Here is a 19,888-nt window from a genome sequence, read left to right as displayed (position 1 = left end):
CTGACTATCCGAGGAGGACCCGTGGCTGCGGCCCGCCCCAACATCATTCAGTACATCGCCTATTCGTATGGGCGCCGGTTGCCGGATTCCATGCGCGAGTGGGTCGCACGCGACCTGGCCGGACCGGGTGCGCTCCGCCGTCACATGATCCGAATGGCGATACCGCCCTTCCTGGTTCTGGCTCCCTTCTGGCTGCTCCCGGCGTCGTTCTACGTACACCTGGAGATGACGGCGCCGATCTACATCTGGGCGATCCTGATGGCGCTGGCGCTCAACAAGATCTGGCGCCGCCATCGCCTCGCCCAACACGGGCTCGACCAAAACCTGGTCGACGAGATCAGGCGCCAGAAGGACGCGCGGATGCACGAGGACTACGTCCGCCGCTTCGGCCCGCGCCCCGAAGAAGCGCGCTGGCAGCAGAACAGCAGTCCGTTCTAGCGCACCGGCGCGCGGTACTTCTTGACCTTGGCGACGACGACATCGGCGATCACGAATGCCAGCAGGCTGAGGCCGAACAGCGGTAGCGCCCAGCCCAGTGCGGCCGCGCCGACGACAAGCGCGGTGACCACGGCCGGGTGCAAGCCGCGCAGCGCGCCACGGACGGGCAGGCGTCCGGCCGCCCAGGACGATCCTTTCGTCGGCCTGCGTTGCCACCACATGAGGTAGCCGCGGACGATGACCACGATCAACCCAATTGCCGTGAGCGCCAACAGAATCTGGTTCGCCACTCCGAAGAGCACACCCATGTGGGCGTCGATCGCCCAGTCGGTGAGCTTGGCCAGAAAGGGCCATTCGGCGAAGTCGACCCGATCGGTCACGGCGCCCGTGGCGGGGTCAACCGAGACGGCGTCGTGGCGGGTGGGCCAGTCACGTTTGTTCTCGGCGACCTGCCAGCCCTGGCCCTCGTGCGCGGGCGGATACATCCACATCGGCGCACGCAATCCCGCATCGACGGCGGCGTGCAGTGCGGTGTCCGCACTGCTCAACATTGCGTCGCCACCGGCCGCGGGCGCCACGTCGTGCTGATGCCCGGCCGGGACCCCGGCGTGGGATCGTGTCAGCGCGGTGTCGACCGACGGCGCCGCGGTGTTCAGCCGCTCCTGCAGCAGATTGACCGTCTCACCGCCGTAGCGGGACCAGGTGATGCCGGTGACCGACAGCCCAAGCAGCGCCACCATGATCCAAACACCAACCGCGCCATGCCAGGACAGGGTGCGCCGTCGGCCCTTCTCGTCGCGGTCGGGTAGCGCGATGCGACGCAGCTTTCGGGTATCGCGCCGGTGCAGGTACCACAGCGCCAGGCCTGCCAGCGCGATCACTGTCAACCAGCTGGCCGCGAGCTCACTGTAGTTGCGTCCCAGCGCACCGAGGTGCAGGTCGCGATGCAACTCGTCGAACCAGGCGCGGACGGGCAGCCACTGACCGTAGGTGGTCAGCACGCCACGGATCTCACCGCTGTACGGGTCGACGAACACCGTCCGCGCATAGTCGGGCGGCACATCGTCGACGGCGAGGACGACACGGGTGGTCCCGTCGGCCGAGTCGGGTGGTCCGATGCGCTGCACCACCCCTTCGGGGTGCGCGGCACGCGCGGCACCGATCTGCTCGGCCAGTGGGAGCCGTTGCTCACCGACCTGGTCGACGCTGAGCGCGTGCCGGTAGACCGCTTCGTCGATCTGCGGAATGACGGCATACAGCAGGCCGGTTATCGCGGCGACCAGTAGGAACGGGCCGACGAAAACGCCGGCGTAGAAATGCAATCGAAGAAGAAGTGGACGCAGGCTCCGCGGTCGCTGACGCGCGGGCATGCCGAGGGTAGAGGTCGTTGTCATGAGTGTGTGAGCCTTCAGCCGGTGACGTGACGGAGTGTTCGAAAAACGCCGCGACGACGGTCGCGGCCGATCGATCGGCGGCGGGCTAACCCGCCGTTGTGCACCTACGCGGCGGAGCGCGCATGCCGAGCCCGTAACTACCCAGTACTGACTCGGCGACAACGGTTTTGACGTCACGGTCCAGCCTGCGCGCAGGCGGCGGAACTCCGAGCGTGGCGAAGATCCGAAGCCACCGCAGTACGGATACACAGACGACGTAGAGGTACTCGACGGCGGCGATCACCGCTCCGAGCAGGATTGCGGCCCCGATGTGGGCCGCCACCATGGCGGGTGTGAACCCGAGCGCCGCTGCCGTGTGGACGTGTCCCCCCGCGACGACGAACGCCAGGTGGAAGAGGATTTGCGCGGCGCTCAGGGCCCCGACGACGCCGATTACCCGCGCGCGACGCCCGTCGAGCACCGGCCGTGCGGCACCGGCCCCGACGGTGGCACACACGAGCATCGCGAAGATCAGCGCCGAACCCCGCGGCAGCTGCCCACCCGCGAATGCGTGCGCGGCGGCGGTCAAGACGGCCGAACACGCACCGACCAGAACCCCGCGCACCCAACGTGCGCGCGACTCGGGCGTGTTCACCCCCCGAACTCTACCGGCGGCCCGACCGGGTCACCCTTCGACCACCACACCGGCAGCGTCCTCCATGGGTTTCACCACCGTGGTGAAGTCGGACTCGGCTCCCTCGGCGGCCATCGTCGTTTCCCATACCTGCGCGACGGCGTCGGCGACCTCGGTCGGCAGGCCCAACGCCCTGGCTTCGTCGAGGTAGAGCCTGACGTCCTTGACCATCAGACCCGTCGCGAAGCCGTAGTCGAATGTGCGGGGCAGGACCGCCCGGGGGAACTTGTCCCGGCTGGCGTGGGTGCCACCGGAACCGGCGTTGAGGACGTCGATCATCACCCGTGCGTCGAGGCCCGCTTTCACGCCGGCAACCATCGCTTCGGCGGTGACGGCCAACGTCGTCGCGGCGATCACATTGTTGACGAGTTTCATCGTCTGCGCCGCACCCGGCTTCTCGCCGACGAACGTTGCCCGCCCGAGGGTTTCGAAGATGGGTGCACACGCGTCAAAGTGATCCGGCGGGCCCGACACCATGATGGCGAGCGTGCCGGCCTCGGCCCCGTGCACGCCGCCGCTGACGGGACTGTCGAGCGCCGCGATCCCCCGCTCGGCCAACAGATCGCTGTTGCGCTGCGCCGCTTGGCTTCCCACCGTCGACAGGTCGATGAAACGTTCGACGGCAGTCCCACCCGCGACTTCGGCGGCCACCGACTCCGACGCCTGCGGTGTCGGAAGGCTGGCCAGCAGGGTCGGGACGCGATCGGCGACCTCGCGGGCGGAGGCTGCAGGCAAGGCCCCGGCTTCGACCGCCCTGTCGACCACCTCGCGGCGGGTGTCACACACCACGACCCCGTACCCGGCGGCCCGCAGTCGAGCTGCCATCGGGAATCCCATGTTGCCCAGGCCGATGAAGCCGACGTCCATGGTGTACTAACGCTCTTCGATCTCGTCGAATGCCGCGCGGGCGATCCGGAAGGCTTCCACCGCGGCGGGAACACCCGCGTACACCGCGACCTGCATGAAGATTTCCCGGATCTCCTCGCGGGATACGCCGTTGGTGAGTGCGCCCCTGACATGCGTCCGTAATTCGGTGGGGCGGTTCAACACCGCGAGCATCGCGAGGTTCAGCATGCTGCGGGTCTTGCGGGGCAGGGCGTCGCGGCCCCACACGGCCCCCCAGCAGTACTCGGTCACCAGATCCTGGAACGGCCCCGTGAAGTCGTCTGCGCCAGCCGTCGCATTCTGCACATAGGCCTCACCGAGCACCGCCGTGCGGATCTCTCGGCCTTTGTCGTACACGTCTCGGTCCACCACATGAGAGTGGCAGACCCAGGCCGCGCGCGTCAGCCGGCTGGAGCAGGCGCCGGTGCGGGCGCCGGCCCCGGCGCAGGAGCCGCGAAGACCTCAGGCCCGGGGGGCGCCGGAGGTGCCGCGGGGAGCGCCGGAGGTGCCGCGGGGAGCGGCGCCGGCGGCGGCGTCGCGTCGGGATCCAACCGCGCCACGGCATACGCCGCGCCCTCGTTCGTCATCCCGTTGAAGGCGTACGAGTTGTGCGCGATGGGCGGCAGCCCGGGGGGAGCACCGTTGCAGATCGTGTCGCCCTGGGCGCACAGGTCGAGGGTCTTGCCGGTGTACGAGGGGCCGATCACGATCGGCGGGGCACCGATGTCCTGCATGAATTGCTCGGACGGCTTACCGAACAGCACCACAGCCGCGACGTGGTCAGCCGCACTCGACGGCATCGGATTCGGGATGTACTCGCGGTACTCGGCCGGAACCTCCTCGGGTATCTCGGCGGCCGTCACATAGCCGGCCACGGCCGCGCCCTGGGAGAAACCGCCGAGCACGATTCGGGTGTCGGGGCAGTTGGCAGCGGTCGATTCGACCTTGGTCCCCGCATCGCGGATCCCGTCGACGACCGTGCGGGCGAACTGGATGCGGTCGCCGAAGTCGTTGCTGGCCGGATAGTTCACCGGGTAGACGTCGACCGTGCGGGCTCCCGCCTGAGCGCGCAGCGCGTCGACGAACGCCTGTCCGACGCCGCCGACGCCGATCGGCTCGAGCGTCCCGCGCGCGAAGACCACCTGCACGTCGGGACAGCCCGGCGGCGGGGCAGGCGCCGGTGCGGGCGGAGGGGGTTGTGCCGCCGCGAGCGGGACGGGTGCGGCGAGGAGTGCCGCTACCGGCACGACCAGACCGAGCATCCGAGCGATTCGACGAGCGCCCATGCGACCACTCCTATGTGTTGCGATACCTCTGCCACCAAATTGCGACGTTCGTCATACCCGCTTTGATCCGCACCCAATCAAGAGCGTCAGCCGCCCGTGGGTTGGCTGACCTTCACCAGCATTTTGCCGATGTTCGCGCCGGTGAACAAGCCGTTCATTGCGTCGACGCAGGACTCGATGCCCTCGTAGATCGTTTGGCGGTGCACCAGTCGGCCCTCGGCAGCCCACCGGCGCAGGGGCCCGAACGCCTCATCGAAGCGCCCCCATTCGTCCAGCGCGTTGAACCCCTGCATCAGCGCGGTTTTCGACAGCAGGTTGACGTAGTTGGCCGGGCCGGGATGCTCACCGGTCAGGTAGCTCGAGATGACCCCGCACAGCACAACTCTCGCCTTGTGCGCCAGACGGCCGAGCACGGCGTCGAGGATGGGACCGCCGACGTTGTCGAAGTACACGTCGACACCCTTGGGGCAGTGCTCCTTCAGGGCTGCGGGCAGGTTGTCTTCGCGATAGTCAATGCACGCGTCGAACCCGAAGTCCTTCACGACGGCACGACACTTCTCCGGTCCGCCCGCGATACCCACCACGCGGGCGCCGGCGATCTTGGCGATCTGGCCCGCGACCGAACCGGTGGCGCCCGCCGCCGCCGAGACCACCACCGTCTCGCCCGGCTGCGGCCTGCCGATACCGACCATCCCGAAGTACGCCGTCGCACCGGTCGGCCCGTACACCGACATCACCGCGAGTTGGTCGACGTCGGGACCGGGCACCGGCGTGGTGAAGATGTCGTCGCGGCTGATGACGTATTCCTGGAAGCCGGTCAACGTCGTCACGACGTCCCCGACGGCGTACGCATCGGAGCGCGACGCCACCACCTCGCCGATCCCCGCCGCGCGGATGACCTCACCGAGTTGCACCGGTGGCAGGTACCCCGGCTGGTCGTTCAGCCAGGTGCGGGCCGCCGCGTCGATGCCGATGTAAGTCGTCCGCACCAGCGCCTCACCGTCGGCCGGCTCCGGTGCCGGCGTGGTGATCAACTCGGTGTCGTCGGGCTGCACCAGCCCGACGGGTCTGCGGCGCAACACGATTTGGCGATTCATCAGCTCAGCCACGACGCGAACCTACCCAAATCAGTTCGAAATCTGGGATTGATCCGTCGTCGGGGGGGTAAATAACCGGCATGCTCGAAGCTGATGAAACCACCCAGGTCGCCGTCTGCGGCGGATGTGGTTACCCGACACTCGGGCCCAACCTGTGCTCCTACTGCCAAGCCATGACCGCGGATCCGGCCGCAGCCTGACGGGCAACTAGTTCACGGGAACGTCGAGTATCGGATGCGGTGCATCCGCGCCCGGTGCGTCGAAGTGCCACCACTCGCCGTCGTACACCGCGAGACCCCCCGCCTCCATCGCCTCTCGCAAGCGTGCGCGGTTGGCCCTGGCGGCCGGTGTGACGCCTTCGGAGGCGTATGCGTGGGCGCGTGAGGTGAAGTCGTCGAACCCGGTGCCCATGTCGACGAGGGAACCGTCGCGGGCCAACGTCACATCGACCGACAGTGCGGCCTCGTGGCTGCGGGCATAGGTCCCCGGCCTCGCCACCCAACTGGGGTCGGGCACCGCCTGGAACATCCGCACCTGCACGTCATGCGGCCGGTAGCAGTCCCAGAACACCAACGCCTCGCCGCCTCGGCGCAGGGCGTCGGCGGCGGCCTTCAACCCGGCCGCCATCGACTCGTGGACCAGGCAGCGCGCATCGGCCGGATACAGCTGCTCGCCGACGAAGTTGTCCGCCGTCGCATACCGGAGGTCGATCACCGCGTCGGGAACGACGCTGCGTACGTCGACGAGCCCGGCCGCCCGGGCCGCATCGGACACCGGCGGCACCGACGCATCCGGGGTCGCGAAGGCCGTCCCGATCACCGGCGACGCCAGCACGACAGCGGCCGCCGCCGGGCCCGCCCAAGCTCTACGCATTGCGCCTCGTTTCCGGACTGGAGTAGTCGCCTACGCTAGCCCGCTTCCCCGGCGGAACCGAGCATCGAAGTGTCGTCACGCCGAGGAGGCCACCATGAGCGTCACCATCAACTTCGACACGGACATCGCCTCGGTCGATCGGCGCAGCCCGAGCGTTTTCGAGGCCGACCTGCCTACCGTCTCCTACGAGGACGCCTCCAGCGCATACGAGGCGCACCGGCGGATCGCCCAGGCACGGAGCGCAGGACCGGTCGTGATGGGCGCTCACGGACCCGAGCTGTTGAGCTACGAAACGGTACGGGCGGCGCTGCGCGACCACCGCATGTGTGTGCCGCCGGGACTCGGACTCGAGGCCCAGGGCATCACCTCGGGGCCGCTGTGGGACCGCGCGGTCACCACCCTGCTCAGCGTCAACGGCGAGACCCACTCCCGGCTCCGCCGCCTGGTGTGCAAGGCGTTCACGCCGCGCTCGGTGGGGCGGCTCGAGACGACGATCACCGAGATCATCTCCGGACTGGTCGACCCGCTGGTGGACACGGGTCGCTGCGAGGTCGTGGAGGACATCGCGCGCCCGTATCCGGTTCCGGTCATCGCCGAGCTGCTCGGCGCCCCGAGCGAGGACTGGAAACTGTTCTCCGAGTGGGCCGACGACTTCTTCAAGCTGTTCCAGTGGAACGCGGCCGAACACGAGCCAATCATCTTGCAGGCGTGGGCCGAGCTCGACGACTACATCGACGGAATGGTCGCCGAACGCCGGGATTCGCTCACCGACGACCTGATCTCCGAGTTGATCCGCGCCGAGGACGACGGCGACCGGTTGAGCATCGAGGAACTGCGCATGCTGGCCGCGGGCATCCTGATGGCCGGCACCGACACCACCCGCAACCAGCTCGCCGCGGCGGTGGACGTGCTCTGTGACCACCCCGACCAGTGGGAGCTGCTCGCCGAGCGTCCCGAGCTCGCGATGAACGCCGTCGAGGAAGTGATGCGGTTCTATCCGGTGGTGTTCGGTGCGATGCGGATGACGGTGGAGGACGTCTCCTACGACGGCGTGACCATTCCGGCGGGCACCTTCGTCCTGGTCAACACGGCCAGTGCGAACCGGGATCCGGCCGCCTACGACGACCCCGACCGGCTGGACATCACCCGGCAGGGCGCCGCACCGATGCAGACGTTCGGGGCGGGTGCGCACTACTGCCTCGGCGCCAACCTGGCCCGGCGCGAACTGGCCGAGGCGCTCGTCGTGATGACCAGCCGCATGCGCAATCTGCGCCGCGTCGAGCCCGCGACGTGGAAGCCGTTGGTCGGGATCACCGGACCCGCGACGCTTCCCATCGCGTTCGACGCGCGCTGACTGGCCGCTTGACCAGGCGTCCCGATCGCGCCGCTTACCGCTGAGCACTCGCACAGCGTCGCGGGCTTAGACTGCGAGCGTGCGCGAGGTGCTCGACCAGTTGCTGACCGTGTGGCGGGACGGGGGCACCGCCGGTGTGGCCACGGTCGTGCGCACGATTCGCTCGGCTCCTCGCCAACCCGGCGCGACCATGGTGGTCTGCCCCGACGGCTCGGTCGCCGGTTCCGTGTCGGGTGGCTGCGTGGAGGCCGCCGTCTACGAACTGGCCAACGACGTGGTCTCATCCGGCCGTCCCGAACTGCAGCGCTACGGCATCAGCGACGACGACGCCTTCGCCGTCGGCCTCACGTGCGGCGGGATCATCGACATCTTCGCCGAGCCGATGTCGCAAGGCACCTTCCCCCAGCTGCAGGCCATCGCCGACGACATCGCCGCCCACCGGCCGATCGCGGTCGCCACCGTCATCGCCCACCCCGAACCCGACCGGGTCGGACGCCGCCTGGTGATCGGTACGGACTCCGTCGACGGCTCGCTCGGCTCGGCGCGCCTGGACGCCGCCGTCACCGACGACGCGCGGGGACTCCTCGCCGCGGGCCGTACCGGGGTGCTGTCTTACGGGCCCGACGGTCAGCGCCAGGAGACCGGCATGGAGGTGTTCGTCGCCAGCCACGCACCGCCGCCGCGAATGCTGATCTTCGGCGCGATCGACTTCGCGGGCGCGCTCGCGCAGCAGGGGGCGCTTCTCGGATACCGCGTCACCGTGTGCGACGCCCGTCCGGTGTTCGCCACGCCGGCCCGTTTCCCCGGCGCGCATGAGGTCGTCGTCAACTGGCCCGACCGCTACCTCGCGGAACAGGCCGAGCTGGGCGCGATCGACGCCCGCACCGCGGTCTGCGTGCTCACTCACGACCCGAAGTTCGACGTACCGGTGCTGCAGGTCGCGCTGCGCCTGCCCGAGGTCGGCTACATCGGGGTGATGGGCTCGCGCCGAACCCACGACGACCGGATGGGCCGGCTGCGCGAGGCGGGACTCACCGACGCGGAGCTGATGCGGTTGGCCAGCCCGATCGGACTCGATCTCGGGGCCCGCACCCCGGAGGAGACCGCGGTGTCGATCGCCGCGGAGATCATCGCTCGCAGGTGGGGTGGCGGCGGCGCACCGCTCAGCGATACCGACGGGCGCATCCATCACGAGCGATGAGACAGCGCATATGGAAATGTCGTTCTCGAATGCGATAACGTCACTCTTTACACGGCGAAGAGAAGGGTGAACCGTGACTTCTGCTTCAGCGGAGAAGGTCGCGACCCGTTATGCAGGAACCCGGGTCGCGCGCGTCGAGGACAACCGGCTTCTCACCGGTCGCGGCACGTTCGTCGACGACGTCGTACGCCCAGGCATGCTGCACGCCTGCTTCGTGCGCAGCCCGTTCGCGAGGGCCAGGATCAAGGGCATCGATGCGTCGGCGGCGCTGGCCATGCCCGGCGTCCACGCGGTGTTCACCGCCGACGACCTCAACCCTGACGTCAAAGAGGCGTGGCACGCGGTGGCCGGCAAGGACATCCCGGACACCCCGCGGCCGCCGCTGGCCGAGGGTGAGGTCAAGTTCGTCGGCGATCCGGTCGCGCTCGTCGTCGCCGACAGCCGCTACCTGGCCGAGGACGCCGTCGATGCCGTCGACGTCGACTATGAGCCGCTGCCGGCGGTCGCCGATTTCACCAAGGCGATCGGCGGGGCCGAGGCCGGCGTGCCGGTCGTGCACGAGGCCTATCCGGACAACGTCGCCGGCGGCATGGGCGGCGCACCGCCGGACGAGGAGACCTTCTCCAACGCGGCCTGTGTCGCATCGGCGAACGTCTACCAGCAGATCTACGCGCCGGTGCCGATCGAATGCCGCGGCATGGTCGTGGAATGGACGCCCGCGACCGGCGAACTGACGCTGTGGGCGTCCACGCAGACGCCGCATGAGTTGCGCGCGTTCTGCGCCCGCCTGCTCGGCATCCCGGCGCACAACGTGCGCGTCATCATGCGCGACACCGGCGGCGGCTTCGGGCAGAAGGTCGTGCCGATGCGCGAGGACATGTGCATCATGCTCGCCGCGCGCAAGCTACCCGCGGCTTTGAAGTGGATCGAGGACCGCCGCGAGAACCTGATGTCGGCGGGTCAGGCCCGCCACGTCGACGGCACCGCCCGGGTGGCCCTTGACGAGGAGGGCACCATCCTCGCCGTCGACATCGACTTCGCCTACGACGTCGGCGCCTATCCCACGCCGTACCCGGTGTTGACCACCGCCGCGGTCGGCATGTTCTTCCCCGGCCCGTACCGGGTGCCCAAGGCCAGCTTCAACTACAAGACGGTGTTCTCCAACACCGCGGGGCTGGCCGCCTACCGCGGACCCTGGCAGTACGAAACGTTGGCCCGCGAAGTGCTTTTCGACATCGCCGCGCGCAAGATCGGCATGGATCCGGTCGAACTGCGCCGGCGCAACATCCTGCGCGGCGACGAAATGCCGTACTTCAACCCCAACGGCATGCCCTACGACCACGTCGCCCCCGCCGACACTTTCGAGCAGGCCGTGAAAATCCTCGACCACGAAGGCTTCCGCAAGGAGCAGGCCGAGGCGCTCGCCGACGGTCGCTACCTCGGGCTCGGATTCTCGGCGTACATCGAGCCGACCGGAGCCGCGACGGGCCACCTCGCGTCCGAGGGTGCGACCATCCGCATGGAGCCGACGGGCAAGATCAACGTCTACGTCAACGGCGGCTCGACGGGCAACAGCATCGAGACCACGGTCGTGCAGTTGACCGCGGACGCGTTGGGCGCCGACATCGCCGATGTGTCGACGATCCAGGGCGACACCGCGGTCACGCCGTACGGCGCGGGCACGCAGGGCAGCCGCAGCGGCCCGATGACCGCCGGTGCGGTGGCAGAAGCCGGCGCAATGCTGCGCAAGCAGATCATCGCCATGGCGGCGCCGCGCCTCGAGGTCGAGGAGTCCGAGATCGAGCTGGCCGGATCTCGGGCTGTCGTGCGCGAAAACCCGGATAAGAGCGTCACTTTCGCCGACCTGGCATACCGCGCGTACTACGAGCCCGGGCAATTGCCGCCGGGGGTGTCGGCCTCCCTCGAGGCGACCGCGCGGTTCACCTCGCAGGCACCGATCCACTGGGCGAACGCCACACACGCCTGCACATGCGAGGTCGACATCGAGACCGGGCGTGTAACCCTCACCCGCTACATCGTCAGCGAGGACGTAGGGCCGATGATCAACCCCAACGTGGTGGAGGGGCAGATCGCCGGTGGGACCGTGCAGGGCATCGGCGGTGCTCTATTGGAGGACATGGCCTACGACGACGACGGAAACCCGTTGTCGAGCACCTTCGTCGACTACCTGCTTCCGACGGCCACCGAGGTGCCCGCGATCGAATACGGCCACGTCGAGATCCCCGGACCCGGTGTCGGCGGATACAAAGGCGTCGGCGAGGGCGGCGCGATCGGGTCGACGCCCGCCGTGATCAACGCGATCAACGACGCCCTGGCGCCGCTCGGCGTCACCCTGACCCGCCTGCCCGCCAGCCCCGCCGCGATCGTCGAGGCGATCGAGAAAGCCCAGAAGTGAGGATCAAGTGGAACTGAACAACGAGTTTCGGGTCGCGGTGCCTGCCGACAAGACGTGGGAGGTGCTGACCGACGTCGAGCGTGTCGCTCCGTGCCTGCCCGGGGCCACGCTGCTGTCGGTGGACGGCGATGACTTCACCGGTGCGGTGAAGGTCAAGGTCGGCCCGATCACGGTGTCCTACAAGGGTGTTGCCTCGTTCCAGGAGAAGGACGCCGCCGCCCAGCGCGTCGTGCTCAAGGCCGAGGGCAAGGAGACCCGTGGTAGCGGCAACGCCGCCGCCATCGTCACCGCCCAGCTCAAGGACGAGGGCGCCGCGGGCACCGTCGTCTACATCAACACCGACCTGACCATCTCCGGCAAGGCCGCCCAGTTCGGGCGCGGCGTGCTCGCCGACGTGGCATCCAACCTGATCGGCCAGTTCGCCAAGTCGCTGGAGGCCAGCGTCCTCGGCGACAGTGCGCCGAACGGAGCCTCGGCGCCGACCACCGCGCCGACAGCGGAAGCGGCCGCAGCGACGGCGCAGGCCGACGCCGGTGATTCCATCGACATGCTGAAAGTCGTTGCGCTGCCGATGGCCAAGCGGGTCGCACCGGTCGTCGCCGCGGTCGCCGGCGGCTTGACGGTCGGCTTCCTCATCGGGCGGCGTCGCCGTAAGGCTCCGGCCGCGGTGTTGGCCGACGACCTGCAGGCCGCACTGGTCCGGCTGCTCAGCTCGCCGACCGAGCGGCTGCGGTCATGAAGGCCGCTCCGTTCACCTACCACCGCCCGGACTCGGTCAAGGAGGCGGTCGACATGCTCGCCGAGTTCGGCGAGGATGCGAAAATCCTTGCGGGCGGGCAGAGTCTGGTGCCCATGTTGGCGATGCGGTTGACGCACTTCGACAACCTGATCGACATCTCCCGCATCGACGAGCTTCGCAGCATCGACCTGGTGGACGGCGCGGTACGCGTCGCGGCGGGTACCCCGCACTCGTTCGTCGGTATGGATGACGAAGTGGCGGAATCGGTTCCGCTGCTGACGCTGGCGACCCCGCACATCGGGCACTTCCAAATCCGGACCAGGGGCACGCTGGGCGGCGCCATCGCACACGCAGACCCCGCGGCGGAGTATGCGGCGGTGGCGTTGGCGCTCGACGCGCAGATGGATGCGGTGTCCTCGACGGGGTCTCGGCAGATCGCGGCGAAGGACTTCTTCACCGGCCTCTGGGAGACCTCGCTGGAACCCGGGGAGATGCTGACCGCGGTGCAGTTCCCCGTGTGGGGTGGGCGATCCGGTTTCGCGCTGGAGGAATTCGCCCGCCGTCACGGCGACTTCGCGATCGCGGGTGCTGCGGTAGCGGTCGAACTCGACAGCGATGACCGGGTAACCCGTTGCGGCATAGGCCTGTTGGGGCTGGGGTCGACCCCGCTGCGTGGCAGCGCCGCCGAGGAGGCCGTAACCGGTCGCCCGATCGGTGAGGTCAGCGCCGAAGAGGTCGGCAGGCTCGCGCTGGCCGGCCTCGAGGACATCCCGTCCGACCTGCAGGGGTCGGCCACCTACCGGGCCAAGGTCGGCGCGACGATGGTCGCCCGCGCCTGGTCCCGCGCCACAACGGAGGCAATCGATGCATGAACTGCCGGTCGAGATGACGGTCAACGGGCGCACGTTCTCCGCGACCGTGGAACCGCGCATCACGCTCGCGGACTTCCTGCGGGAGAAGTGTGGCCTGACGGGAACGCACCTCGGTTGTGAGCACGGCGCCTGCGGCGCATGCACCGTGCTGCTCAACGGCGACGCGGTGCGCGCGTGCCTGATCTTCGCCGTTCAGGCCGAGGGTATGGAGGTCACCACCGTCGAGGGAATCGGCGGTGCGGACGGCGAACTGTCGCCCGTGCAGGCCGCGCTGCGCGAATGCCATGGCCTGCAGTGCGGCTTCTGCACGCCGGGGTTCGTCACCTCGATAACCGCACTGCTTCGCGACAATCCCAAGCCGACCGACGAGGAGATCCGTGAGGGCTTGTCGGGCAACTTCTGCCGGTGCACCGGCTACCAGGGGATCGTCAACGCCGTGCATCGCGCGGCCGAGATGACCTAAGTCCTGCCGCGCCGACCGCAACCCGGCATCGTGGACGCCATGGATATCGGGTTCATCGGTCTGGGCAACATGGGCGCTCCGATGGCGGCCAACCTCCTCGGGGCGGGGCATCGGGTGACGGTCTACAACCGCTCCGCGGACAAGGTCTCGGCACTCGCCGAACGTGGCGCCACGCCCGCGGCCTCCGTGGCCGACGCGTGCCACGGCGAGTACGTGGTCACGATGCTGGCCGACGACGGTGCGGTCGAGGCGGTTTTGTTGTCCGACGACGGCATCGTGTCCGCGCTGTCACCCGGCGCCACCCACATCTCGTGCAGCACGATCAGCGCCGCACTCACCGACCGGCTGGCCGACGCGCACGCCGCCGCCGGCCAGCGTTTCGTATCGGCACCTGTTTTCGGTCGGCCGGAGGCGGCGGCCGCGGCGAAGTTGTTCGTGATCGCAGCGGGTGACGCGACGGCCGTGACGGACGCCGGACCGGTGTTCGACGCGATCGGACAGCGCACGTTCGTCGTGTCCGAGACGCCGAGGGCCGCGACGCTGATCAAACTCAGCGGCAACTTCCTGATCGCAACGGTCATCGAGGCGCTCAGCGAAGCCATGGCCCTGGTCGTCAAGGGTGGGGTGACCAAACCGGACTATCTGGAGATCCTGACGTCGACGCTGTTCGACGCACCGGTGTACCGGACCTACGGCGGGCTGATGGCACGAGGCGAGTTCGAACCTGCCGGCTTCGCCGCCACACTGGGGCTCAAGGATGTCCGGCTGGCGCTGGCGGCGGGCGAAGAGCTGCGTGTTCCACTGCCGATCGCCAGTTTGGTGCGCGACAAGTTCCTGACGCTGATCGCCCGGGGCGGCGGCGAGCTCGACTGGTCGGCGCTGAGCACCGTCGCGGACTGGGAGTCCGGCGCCGAGCCCACGCGCTGAGGGCGATACGATCGGCGCTTCTTCGAAATCCGAGGAGCACCATGCTGATCGCGGTCACCGGAGGCACCGGTTACGTCGGCGCCCACTGCGTGCGCGCCCTGCTCGAAGCCGGCCACCGCGTGCGTCTGCTCGTCGCACCGGACGCCGAGGGCGCCCCGGTTCTCCCCCGCCTCGCCGAGATCGGCGAGGTCGAAACGATCAGCGGCGACATCCGGCAGACCTCCACCGTGGACGCGCTCCTCAACGGCTGCGACGGTGTGCTGCACGGAGCCGGCGTGGTCGGCACGGACAAGCGGCGCAGCAAGCTGATGTGGGAGGTGAACGCCCACGCCACCGAGACCGTGCTGACCCGCGCAGTCGCCGGTGGGCTGGATCCGGTCGTGCTGGTCAGCAGCTACAGCGCGCTGTTCCCGCCGCCGAACGGGGTGATCGGCCCCGATACGCCGAGTGCGCCAGGGCGCAGTCCGTACGCGCAGACCAAGGCCTACGCCGACCGGGTGGCGCGGCGGTTGCAGGACAAGGGCGCGCCGGTGGTCATCACCTACCCGTCGAGTGTGGTGGGTCCGGCGTTCCACACCGCGGCGGGCGTCACCGAACGCGGATGGGCGCCGATGGTGCGGTGGGCCGTCGCGCCGCGGCTGCGCGGCGGCATGCAGATGATCGACGTCCGCGATGTCGCCGACGTGCACGCGGCGCTGTTCACTGCCGGCCGCGGGCCGCGCCGCTACGTCTGCGGGGGCGAGCTGCTCACATTCGAAGAGATGATTTCGGCGCTCGAACGAGGCGCGAACCGTCGATTCCGGCGAATCCCCGTCAGCCAGGGCATGTTTCGCGGTATCAGCATCGTCGGGGAGGCGCTGTCCGGCGTCGTCGACCTGGGCGACGGCCTGACGTACGAGGCCGCCCTGCTGCTGACCGCGGCGACGCCGACCGACGACTCCGCGACCACCGGGGACCTCGGCATCACCTGGCGCTCCCCGATCGACGCGATCGTCGCATCGTTCGGACCGCAGCAGTCGGTCCCGTAACCACCGGCGGCCGGGTATACCTGCGGTCATGCTGGGTCCGTCGCCGCTGTGGTTGGTGCTCGACCTGCTCGGCACTTTCGCGTTCGCGCTCAACGGGGCGCTGACGGTGGTGCGCGCCGAACGCCTCGACATCTTCGAGGTCATCACGCTCGGCATGTTCACCGGATTGGGCGGCGGCACGATCCGCGACGTCTTGCTCGACTCGCTGCCGTCGGCCACCTTCGTCGACTGGCGGTATCTGGCCGTCGCGGCGTCGGGCGGCCTGATCGCGTTCATCCTGACCCGCCGGCTCGACCGATCGCCGCCGCCATCACCGTTCTCGACGCCGTGGGGTTGAGCGTTTTCGCGGTGCTGGGCGCGTACAAGGCGCTCGATCTCGGCTTCGGCATCGTGCAGGCGGTGATCGTCGGCACCGTCACCGCCGTCGGCGGCGGCACGATCCGCGACGTTTTGATCGGCCGGATCCCGACGGTGCTGCGCAGCGAGCTGTACGCGATCCCTGCGCTGATCGGCGCGCCTGTGTGGGTGCCGCCGACGCGATCGGCTACCACGGCACGCTGGCCGCAGTGTTCGGCGCGCTGGTCTGCCTCACGATCCGCCTGATCGGCGTTCGCTTCGATCTCCACGCCCCTCGTGTGCCGGACGGACCGGACTAGAGGCGTCACGCGCGCGATCGCTGCGCGCGGAACGCCCGGTGGTAGCGCTCGGCGGCGCTTTCGCGCAACTCGCTGGTGAGGTCGCGTTGGTCGCCGATCAGATAACCCACCACACCCAGGGCCGTGGCGGCCGCGCCAGGAATCCAGGCTGCCCACGCGGTGGGATCGTTCGAGAACCCGGCGGCCGTCGGAGTGAGGAACAGGGCGAAGCCAACCGCGGCGAGCATGAAGTAGTCACGGGTCGGATCGACCGCCGTCCACGACCACAGTGCGACGACGGTCAGGAAGACACCCAAACCGACCGTGCTGGCCACCGCGGCCGCCGAACCCCGCACCACCAAGGACCCGAGCAGCACGGTGCCGAGCCCGAGGACCAGAGCCGCGCCGCTGATCAGGGCCGCGGTTCTGTCGCGCTTCGCGTCGCGGTGACCCCAGTGGCTGATGCCCGTGACCGTCGGCGGCTGCCCGGTCACCCAACCGATCGCGCCGAGCGTCATCACCAGCGGGCCGGCGACGATACCGGTCCACGCCGCGCCGGGGTCCGGGAAGAAGGCCGCCCCGAGGAACGGCAACATGGCCATTCCGAGCCCGATCGCGACAAGACCCCAACTGCCGGGTGTGCGAACCCGCGCGAGGAGTGAAAGCGCGGCGAAGAACACGATGAATGCGCCGAATGCGAGCGTGAGCCCGCGACCCGTCGCCGTCGAGGTCACGGTGAGCGCGGCGACGACGGCGCCGGTGCCTATCAGCAGGGCCGTCCAGCTGGTCCAGTGTCGGGGTTGTCTAGTCACGGTTGTTCTCCTGTCGATTTCGGTGGGCGGGCCGCGGGCGAAGTCACCGCGTTAAACCGCCGCTAGGTTTTGGGAAGCGCTCCACCTTCGGCCTCCCAACGTGGGATGGCCACCTGGGTGAGCCACTGGTCGTCGTCACGCCACAGGCCACGTTTCGGTGAACTGCCCGGCGTCTCACGCCGTGTCGGTGGTCGTTGCGGTGATCGCGTCAACACCGCTGTGCCGCCGATTTTTTCGATCGACGCGGTCATGTCTGTTTGCCCTCACTCGGTCTCGTCGCTATGGAGCCCGGACCCACTTCGTCGGGGGTCCGGGCAACACCTTCCATGCTGCGGGCAGGCAAGGGGCAAAGCATTGCCTCGCGCCGACAACCGTCGAGTCAGGCGTTGTTCGCGCGCAACAAAGCTCGCGCAGAGGCGATTTGATTCAGATGGGCTGGGTCGCTAGCTACGGTCTGGCTCGGTGCGCGGCCCGAAGCCGGACTGCGACTCACCCGCCGTCGCGTGCCTTCCGACATGGGCCTCGGCGCGCATGCGGTCGACCATGTGCGGGTAGTGCAGCTCGAACGCGGGACGCTCCGAACGGATTCGGGGCAGCTCGGTGAAGTTGTGCCGCGGCGGCGGGCACGACGTCGCCCACTCCAGCGAGTTGCCGTAACCCCACGGATCATCGACCGTGACCGGCTCGCCGTAGCGCCAGCTCTTGAACACATTCCACGCGAAGGGCAGCACCGAGAGTCCGAGAATGAACGCGCCGATCGACGACACGACATTGAGAACGGTGAAGCCGTCGGTCGGCAGATAGTCGGCGTAGCGGCGCGGCATGCCCTCATTGCCCAGCCAGTGCTGCACCAGGAACGTGGTGTGGAAGCCGATGAACGTCAGCCAGAAGTGCAACTTGCCCAGCCGCTCGTCGAGCAGTCGGCCCGTCATCTTCGGGAACCAGAAGTAGATACCGGCATACGTCGCGAACACGATCGTGCCGAACAGGACGTAATGGAAATGGGCGACCACGAAGTAGGAGTCCGTGACGTGGAAGTCGAGCGGCGGGCTGGCCAGCATCACACCTGTGAGGCCACCGAGCAGGAAGGTGACGAGAAACCCGATGGAAAACAGCATGGGTGTCTCAAACGTCAACTGGCCTTTCCACATCGTGCCGATCCAGTTGAAGAACTTGATACCGGTCGGGACCGCGATCAGATAAGTCATGAACGAGAAGAACGGCAGCAGGACCGCACCGGTGGCGAACATGTGGTGCGCCCACACCGCCACCGAGAGCGCCGCGATCGCCAGCGTCGCGTACACCAACGTGGTGTAGCCGAAGATCGGCTTGCGGCTGAACACCGGGAACACTTCGGTGACGATGCCGAAGAACGGCAGCGCGATGATGTACACCTCGGGGTGGCCGAAGTACCAGAACAGGTGCTGGTAGAGGATTGGCCCGCCGTTCGCCGGGTCGTAGATGTGCGCCCCGAGATGACGATCTGCGGCCAGGCCGAACAGCGCGGCGGTCAGGATCGGGAAGACCATCAGCACCAGGATCGACGTCACCGTGATGTTCCACGTGAAGATCGGCATCCGGAACATCGTCATACCGGGTGCGCGCATGCACACCACGGTGGTGATCATGTTGACACCGCCGAGGATCGTGCCCAGACCACCGACGGCCAGGCCCAGGATCCACAAGTCACCGCCGGCGCCCGGCGAGTGAATGGCGTTGCTCAGCGGCGCATATGCGGTCCAGCCGAAGTCGGCGGCCCCGCCCGGGGTGATGAAGCCGGCGAGGGCGATCATGGCGCCGAACACGAACAGCCAGAACGACAGGGCGTTCAGGCGCGGAAAGGCCACGTCGGGCGCCCCGATCTGCAGCGGCAGCACCAGGTTGGCGAACCCGAACACGATCGGCGTCGCGTAGAACAGCAGCATCGCCGTGCCGTGCATGGTGAACAGCTGGTTGAACTGCTCGTTGGACAGGAACTGCAACCCCGGCATCGCCAGCTCGGCGCGCATGAACAGCGCCATCAGCCCGCCGATGAAGAAGAAGGTGAAGCAGGCGACGCAGTACATGATGCCGATCATCTTGTGATCGGTCGTGGTGATGAGCTTGTAGACCAGGTTGCCTCGCGGGCCCATCCTCGCGGGAAACGGGCGGCGTGCCCGCAGCTGCGGGACAGAGGTCACTTCGGCGGTCACTTCGGAACCCTCCCTTCGGCGAGGGGTCGTCGTGACGTCAATAGTAGGTAGCCTGCGCGCACGCCGAAAGCCATTGGACGAAGCCGCGCGGCCGGCCGGATCAGCCGGCCGCGTTCACCGGCTTCTCGTCACCGCTGTGCATGCCGTACGGCACCGCGGTCAGCATCGTGACCGAGAGGTCACCGCCGCTAGGGAGCTTGAAGGCCCGCCGCTCACCCGGTTTGGCGCCGAGGATGGCCGCGCCCAGCGGCGACTGCGTCGAGTAGACCTCCATATCGCCGTGCTCGGCGCTGCGCACGCCGAGCAGAAACGTCTCGATCTCCCCGGTGTCGTCATAGCGGACGGTGACGACCATGCCCGGCTCGGCGATCCCGTCGTCGGGTGGGTCCTCCCCCACGACGGCGTTGATCAGCATCTCGTGAATCTGCTGGATTCGCGCCTGCCGCGCGCGCTTTATCGCGGTCGCGTTCTCGTCCGCCTCGTCCTCGCCCGCGGCGTTCGCGCAGAGTTCACGCAGGGTGGCGAGTTCTTGTTGCAGCCGCTCGTAGGCGGCCCGCGAAATCCAAATCCGTTGCGAACTGGTCATGTTCGGTCCTTCCGTGT

Annotated in this window: 19 protein-coding genes and 1 pseudogene; 10 read left to right on the top strand and 10 right to left on the bottom strand. The window is 68.5% G+C overall.

The genetic code is table 11. The features are described from left to right. The first annotated feature begins 21 nt into the window (after positions 1 to 21). On the top strand, positions 22 to 438 hold the full coding sequence (locus A5698_RS22425) for a DUF5313 domain-containing protein (RefSeq protein WP_067080660.1): 417 nt from the start codon (positions 22 to 24) through the stop codon (positions 436 to 438). On the opposite strand, the gene A5698_RS22420 is transcribed toward A5698_RS22425, so the two are convergent. From A5698_RS22420 to A5698_RS22390, 7 genes are all read right to left on the bottom strand, one after another. Continuing rightward, positions 435 to 1,832: a PepSY-associated TM helix domain-containing protein gene (locus A5698_RS22420; protein ID WP_084792574.1), complete on the bottom strand. Its 1,398-nt coding sequence runs from the start codon at positions 1,830 to 1,832 to the stop codon at positions 435 to 437. The genes A5698_RS22425 and A5698_RS22420 overlap by 4 nt on opposite strands. An 85-nt stretch (positions 1,833 to 1,917) precedes the next feature. Continuing rightward, positions 1,918 to 2,466 (bottom strand): hypothetical protein, encoded by a 549-nt coding sequence (locus A5698_RS22415; RefSeq protein ID WP_068301293.1) that lies wholly within the window; start codon positions 2,464 to 2,466, stop codon positions 1,918 to 1,920. Between the two features lie 30 nt (positions 2,467 to 2,496). Then, positions 2,497 to 3,372 (bottom strand): NAD(P)-dependent oxidoreductase, encoded by an 876-nt coding sequence (locus A5698_RS22410; RefSeq protein WP_068301291.1) that lies wholly within the window; start codon positions 3,370 to 3,372, stop codon positions 2,497 to 2,499. A gap of 6 nt (positions 3,373 to 3,378) precedes the next feature. Beyond that, positions 3,379 to 3,759 carry a carboxymuconolactone decarboxylase family protein gene (locus tag A5698_RS22405; RefSeq protein WP_068301289.1) on the bottom strand — a complete coding sequence of 127 codons (381 nt, stop codon included), beginning with the start codon at positions 3,757 to 3,759 and terminating at the stop codon, positions 3,379 to 3,381. Between the two features lie 32 nt (positions 3,760 to 3,791). Next, positions 3,792 to 4,676, bottom strand: coding sequence for a cutinase family protein (locus A5698_RS22400; RefSeq protein WP_084792573.1), 885 nt, complete (start codon positions 4,674 to 4,676; stop codon positions 3,792 to 3,794). Positions 4,677 to 4,762: 86 nt separating this feature from the next. Next, positions 4,763 to 5,785: an NADP-dependent oxidoreductase gene (locus tag A5698_RS22395; RefSeq protein ID WP_068301286.1), complete on the bottom strand. Its 1,023-nt coding sequence runs from the start codon at positions 5,783 to 5,785 to the stop codon at positions 4,763 to 4,765. Positions 5,786 to 5,980: 195 nt separating this feature from the next. Continuing rightward, on the bottom strand, positions 5,981 to 6,646 hold the full coding sequence (locus A5698_RS22390; RefSeq protein WP_068301283.1) for a M15 family metallopeptidase: 666 nt from the start codon (positions 6,644 to 6,646) through the stop codon (positions 5,981 to 5,983). 94 nt (positions 6,647 to 6,740) lie between these two features. Here A5698_RS22390 and A5698_RS22385 point away from each other — a divergent pair, with 94 nt between their 5' ends. The 9 genes and pseudogenes from A5698_RS22385 to A5698_RS22345 all read left to right on the top strand — a co-directional run bounded on the left by A5698_RS22385 (position 6,741) and on the right by A5698_RS22345 (position 16,302). After that, the gene (locus A5698_RS22385; protein WP_068301280.1) at positions 6,741 to 8,000 is read left to right on the top strand and encodes a cytochrome P450; all 1,260 of its coding nucleotides are present in this window, start codon (positions 6,741 to 6,743) and stop codon (positions 7,998 to 8,000) included. A 79-nt stretch (positions 8,001 to 8,079) separates the two neighbouring features. Continuing rightward, positions 8,080 to 9,201, top strand: a complete 1,122-nt coding sequence (locus A5698_RS22380) for an XdhC family protein (protein WP_068301277.1) — start codon at positions 8,080 to 8,082, stop codon at positions 9,199 to 9,201. Between the two features lie 73 nt (positions 9,202 to 9,274). Continuing rightward, on the top strand, positions 9,275 to 11,617 hold the full coding sequence (locus A5698_RS22375; protein ID WP_068301274.1) for a xanthine dehydrogenase family protein molybdopterin-binding subunit: 2,343 nt from the start codon (positions 9,275 to 9,277) through the stop codon (positions 11,615 to 11,617). Positions 11,618 to 11,624: 7 nt separating this feature from the next. Beyond that, the gene (locus tag A5698_RS22370; protein ID WP_068301273.1) at positions 11,625 to 12,356 is read left to right on the top strand and encodes an SRPBCC family protein; all 732 of its coding nucleotides are present in this window, start codon (positions 11,625 to 11,627) and stop codon (positions 12,354 to 12,356) included. Then, positions 12,353 to 13,228 (top strand): FAD binding domain-containing protein, encoded by an 876-nt coding sequence (locus A5698_RS22365; protein ID WP_068301266.1) that lies wholly within the window; start codon positions 12,353 to 12,355, stop codon positions 13,226 to 13,228. The genes A5698_RS22370 and A5698_RS22365 overlap by 4 nt, the downstream gene beginning before the upstream one ends. Beyond that, positions 13,221 to 13,691, top strand: a complete 471-nt coding sequence (locus A5698_RS22360) for a (2Fe-2S)-binding protein (RefSeq protein WP_067080625.1) — start codon at positions 13,221 to 13,223, stop codon at positions 13,689 to 13,691. Before A5698_RS22365 ends, A5698_RS22360 begins: the two co-directional genes overlap by 8 nt. Positions 13,692 to 13,730: 39 nt before the next feature. Beyond that, complete coding sequence (locus tag A5698_RS22355) at positions 13,731 to 14,618, top strand: NAD(P)-dependent oxidoreductase (RefSeq protein WP_068301297.1); 888 nt, start codon at positions 13,731 to 13,733, stop codon at positions 14,616 to 14,618. A 41-nt stretch (positions 14,619 to 14,659) separates the two neighbouring features. Then, entirely contained in the window at positions 14,660 to 15,646 is a 987-nt protein-coding gene (locus A5698_RS22350) for an NAD-dependent epimerase/dehydratase family protein (protein WP_068301264.1), read from the top strand. A 28-nt stretch (positions 15,647 to 15,674) separates the two neighbouring features. Then, positions 15,675 to 16,302 (top strand): annotated as a pseudogene (locus tag A5698_RS22345) (trimeric intracellular cation channel family protein). 5 nt (positions 16,303 to 16,307) lie between these two features. On the opposite strand, the gene A5698_RS22340 reads toward A5698_RS22345, so the two are convergent. The 3 genes from A5698_RS22340 to A5698_RS22330 all read right to left on the bottom strand — a co-directional run bounded on the left by A5698_RS22340 (position 16,308) and on the right by A5698_RS22330 (position 19,871). Further along, positions 16,308 to 17,093, bottom strand: a complete 786-nt coding sequence (locus tag A5698_RS22340; protein WP_068301261.1) for a hypothetical protein — start codon at positions 17,091 to 17,093, stop codon at positions 16,308 to 16,310. 443 nt (positions 17,094 to 17,536) lie between these two features. Beyond that, positions 17,537 to 19,225 carry an aa3-type cytochrome oxidase subunit I gene (gene ctaD, locus A5698_RS22335; RefSeq protein WP_156670855.1) on the bottom strand — a complete coding sequence of 563 codons (1,689 nt, stop codon included), beginning with the start codon at positions 19,223 to 19,225 and terminating at the stop codon, positions 17,537 to 17,539. Between the two features lie 160 nt (positions 19,226 to 19,385). Further along, on the bottom strand, positions 19,386 to 19,871 hold the full coding sequence (locus tag A5698_RS22330; protein WP_068301254.1) for a GreA/GreB family elongation factor: 486 nt from the start codon (positions 19,869 to 19,871) through the stop codon (positions 19,386 to 19,388). Positions 19,872 to 19,888 lie beyond the last annotated feature (17 nt).

Source organism: Mycobacterium sp. E136 (assembly GCF_001666865.1).
In the GTDB taxonomy this organism is placed as follows: domain Bacteria; phylum Actinomycetota; class Actinomycetes; order Mycobacteriales; family Mycobacteriaceae; genus Mycobacterium.
This window is presented reverse-complemented; position numbering and strand designations above follow the sequence as displayed.

Bases quoted from the DNA above. Each gene is read 5' to 3' on its own strand.
- A5698_RS22390 (WP_068301283.1), bottom strand. From the start codon at position 6,646: ATGCGTAGAGCTTGGGCGGGCCCGGCGGCGGCCGCTGTCGTGCTGGCG.
- A5698_RS22420 (WP_084792574.1), bottom strand. From the start codon at position 1,832: ATGACAACGACCTCTACCCTCGGCATGCCCGCGCGTCAGCGACCGCGG.
- ctaD (WP_156670855.1), bottom strand. From the start codon at position 19,225: ATGGGCCCGCGAGGCAACCTGGTCTACAAGCTCATCACCACGACCGAT.
- A5698_RS22360 (WP_067080625.1), top strand. From the start codon at position 13,221: ATGCATGAACTGCCGGTCGAGATGACGGTCAACGGGCGCACGTTCTCC.
- A5698_RS22400 (WP_084792573.1), bottom strand. From the start codon at position 4,676: ATGGGCGCTCGTCGAATCGCTCGGATGCTCGGTCTGGTCGTGCCGGTA.
- A5698_RS22410 (WP_068301291.1), bottom strand. From the start codon at position 3,372: ATGGACGTCGGCTTCATCGGCCTGGGCAACATGGGATTCCCGATGGCA.
- A5698_RS22385 (WP_068301280.1), top strand. From the start codon at position 6,741: ATGAGCGTCACCATCAACTTCGACACGGACATCGCCTCGGTCGATCGG.
- A5698_RS22330 (WP_068301254.1), bottom strand. From the start codon at position 19,871: ATGACCAGTTCGCAACGGATTTGGATTTCGCGGGCCGCCTACGAGCGG.
- A5698_RS22355 (WP_068301297.1), top strand. From the start codon at position 13,731: ATGGATATCGGGTTCATCGGTCTGGGCAACATGGGCGCTCCGATGGCG.
- A5698_RS22365 (WP_068301266.1), top strand. From the start codon at position 12,353: ATGAAGGCCGCTCCGTTCACCTACCACCGCCCGGACTCGGTCAAGGAG.
- A5698_RS22350 (WP_068301264.1), top strand. From the start codon at position 14,660: ATGCTGATCGCGGTCACCGGAGGCACCGGTTACGTCGGCGCCCACTGC.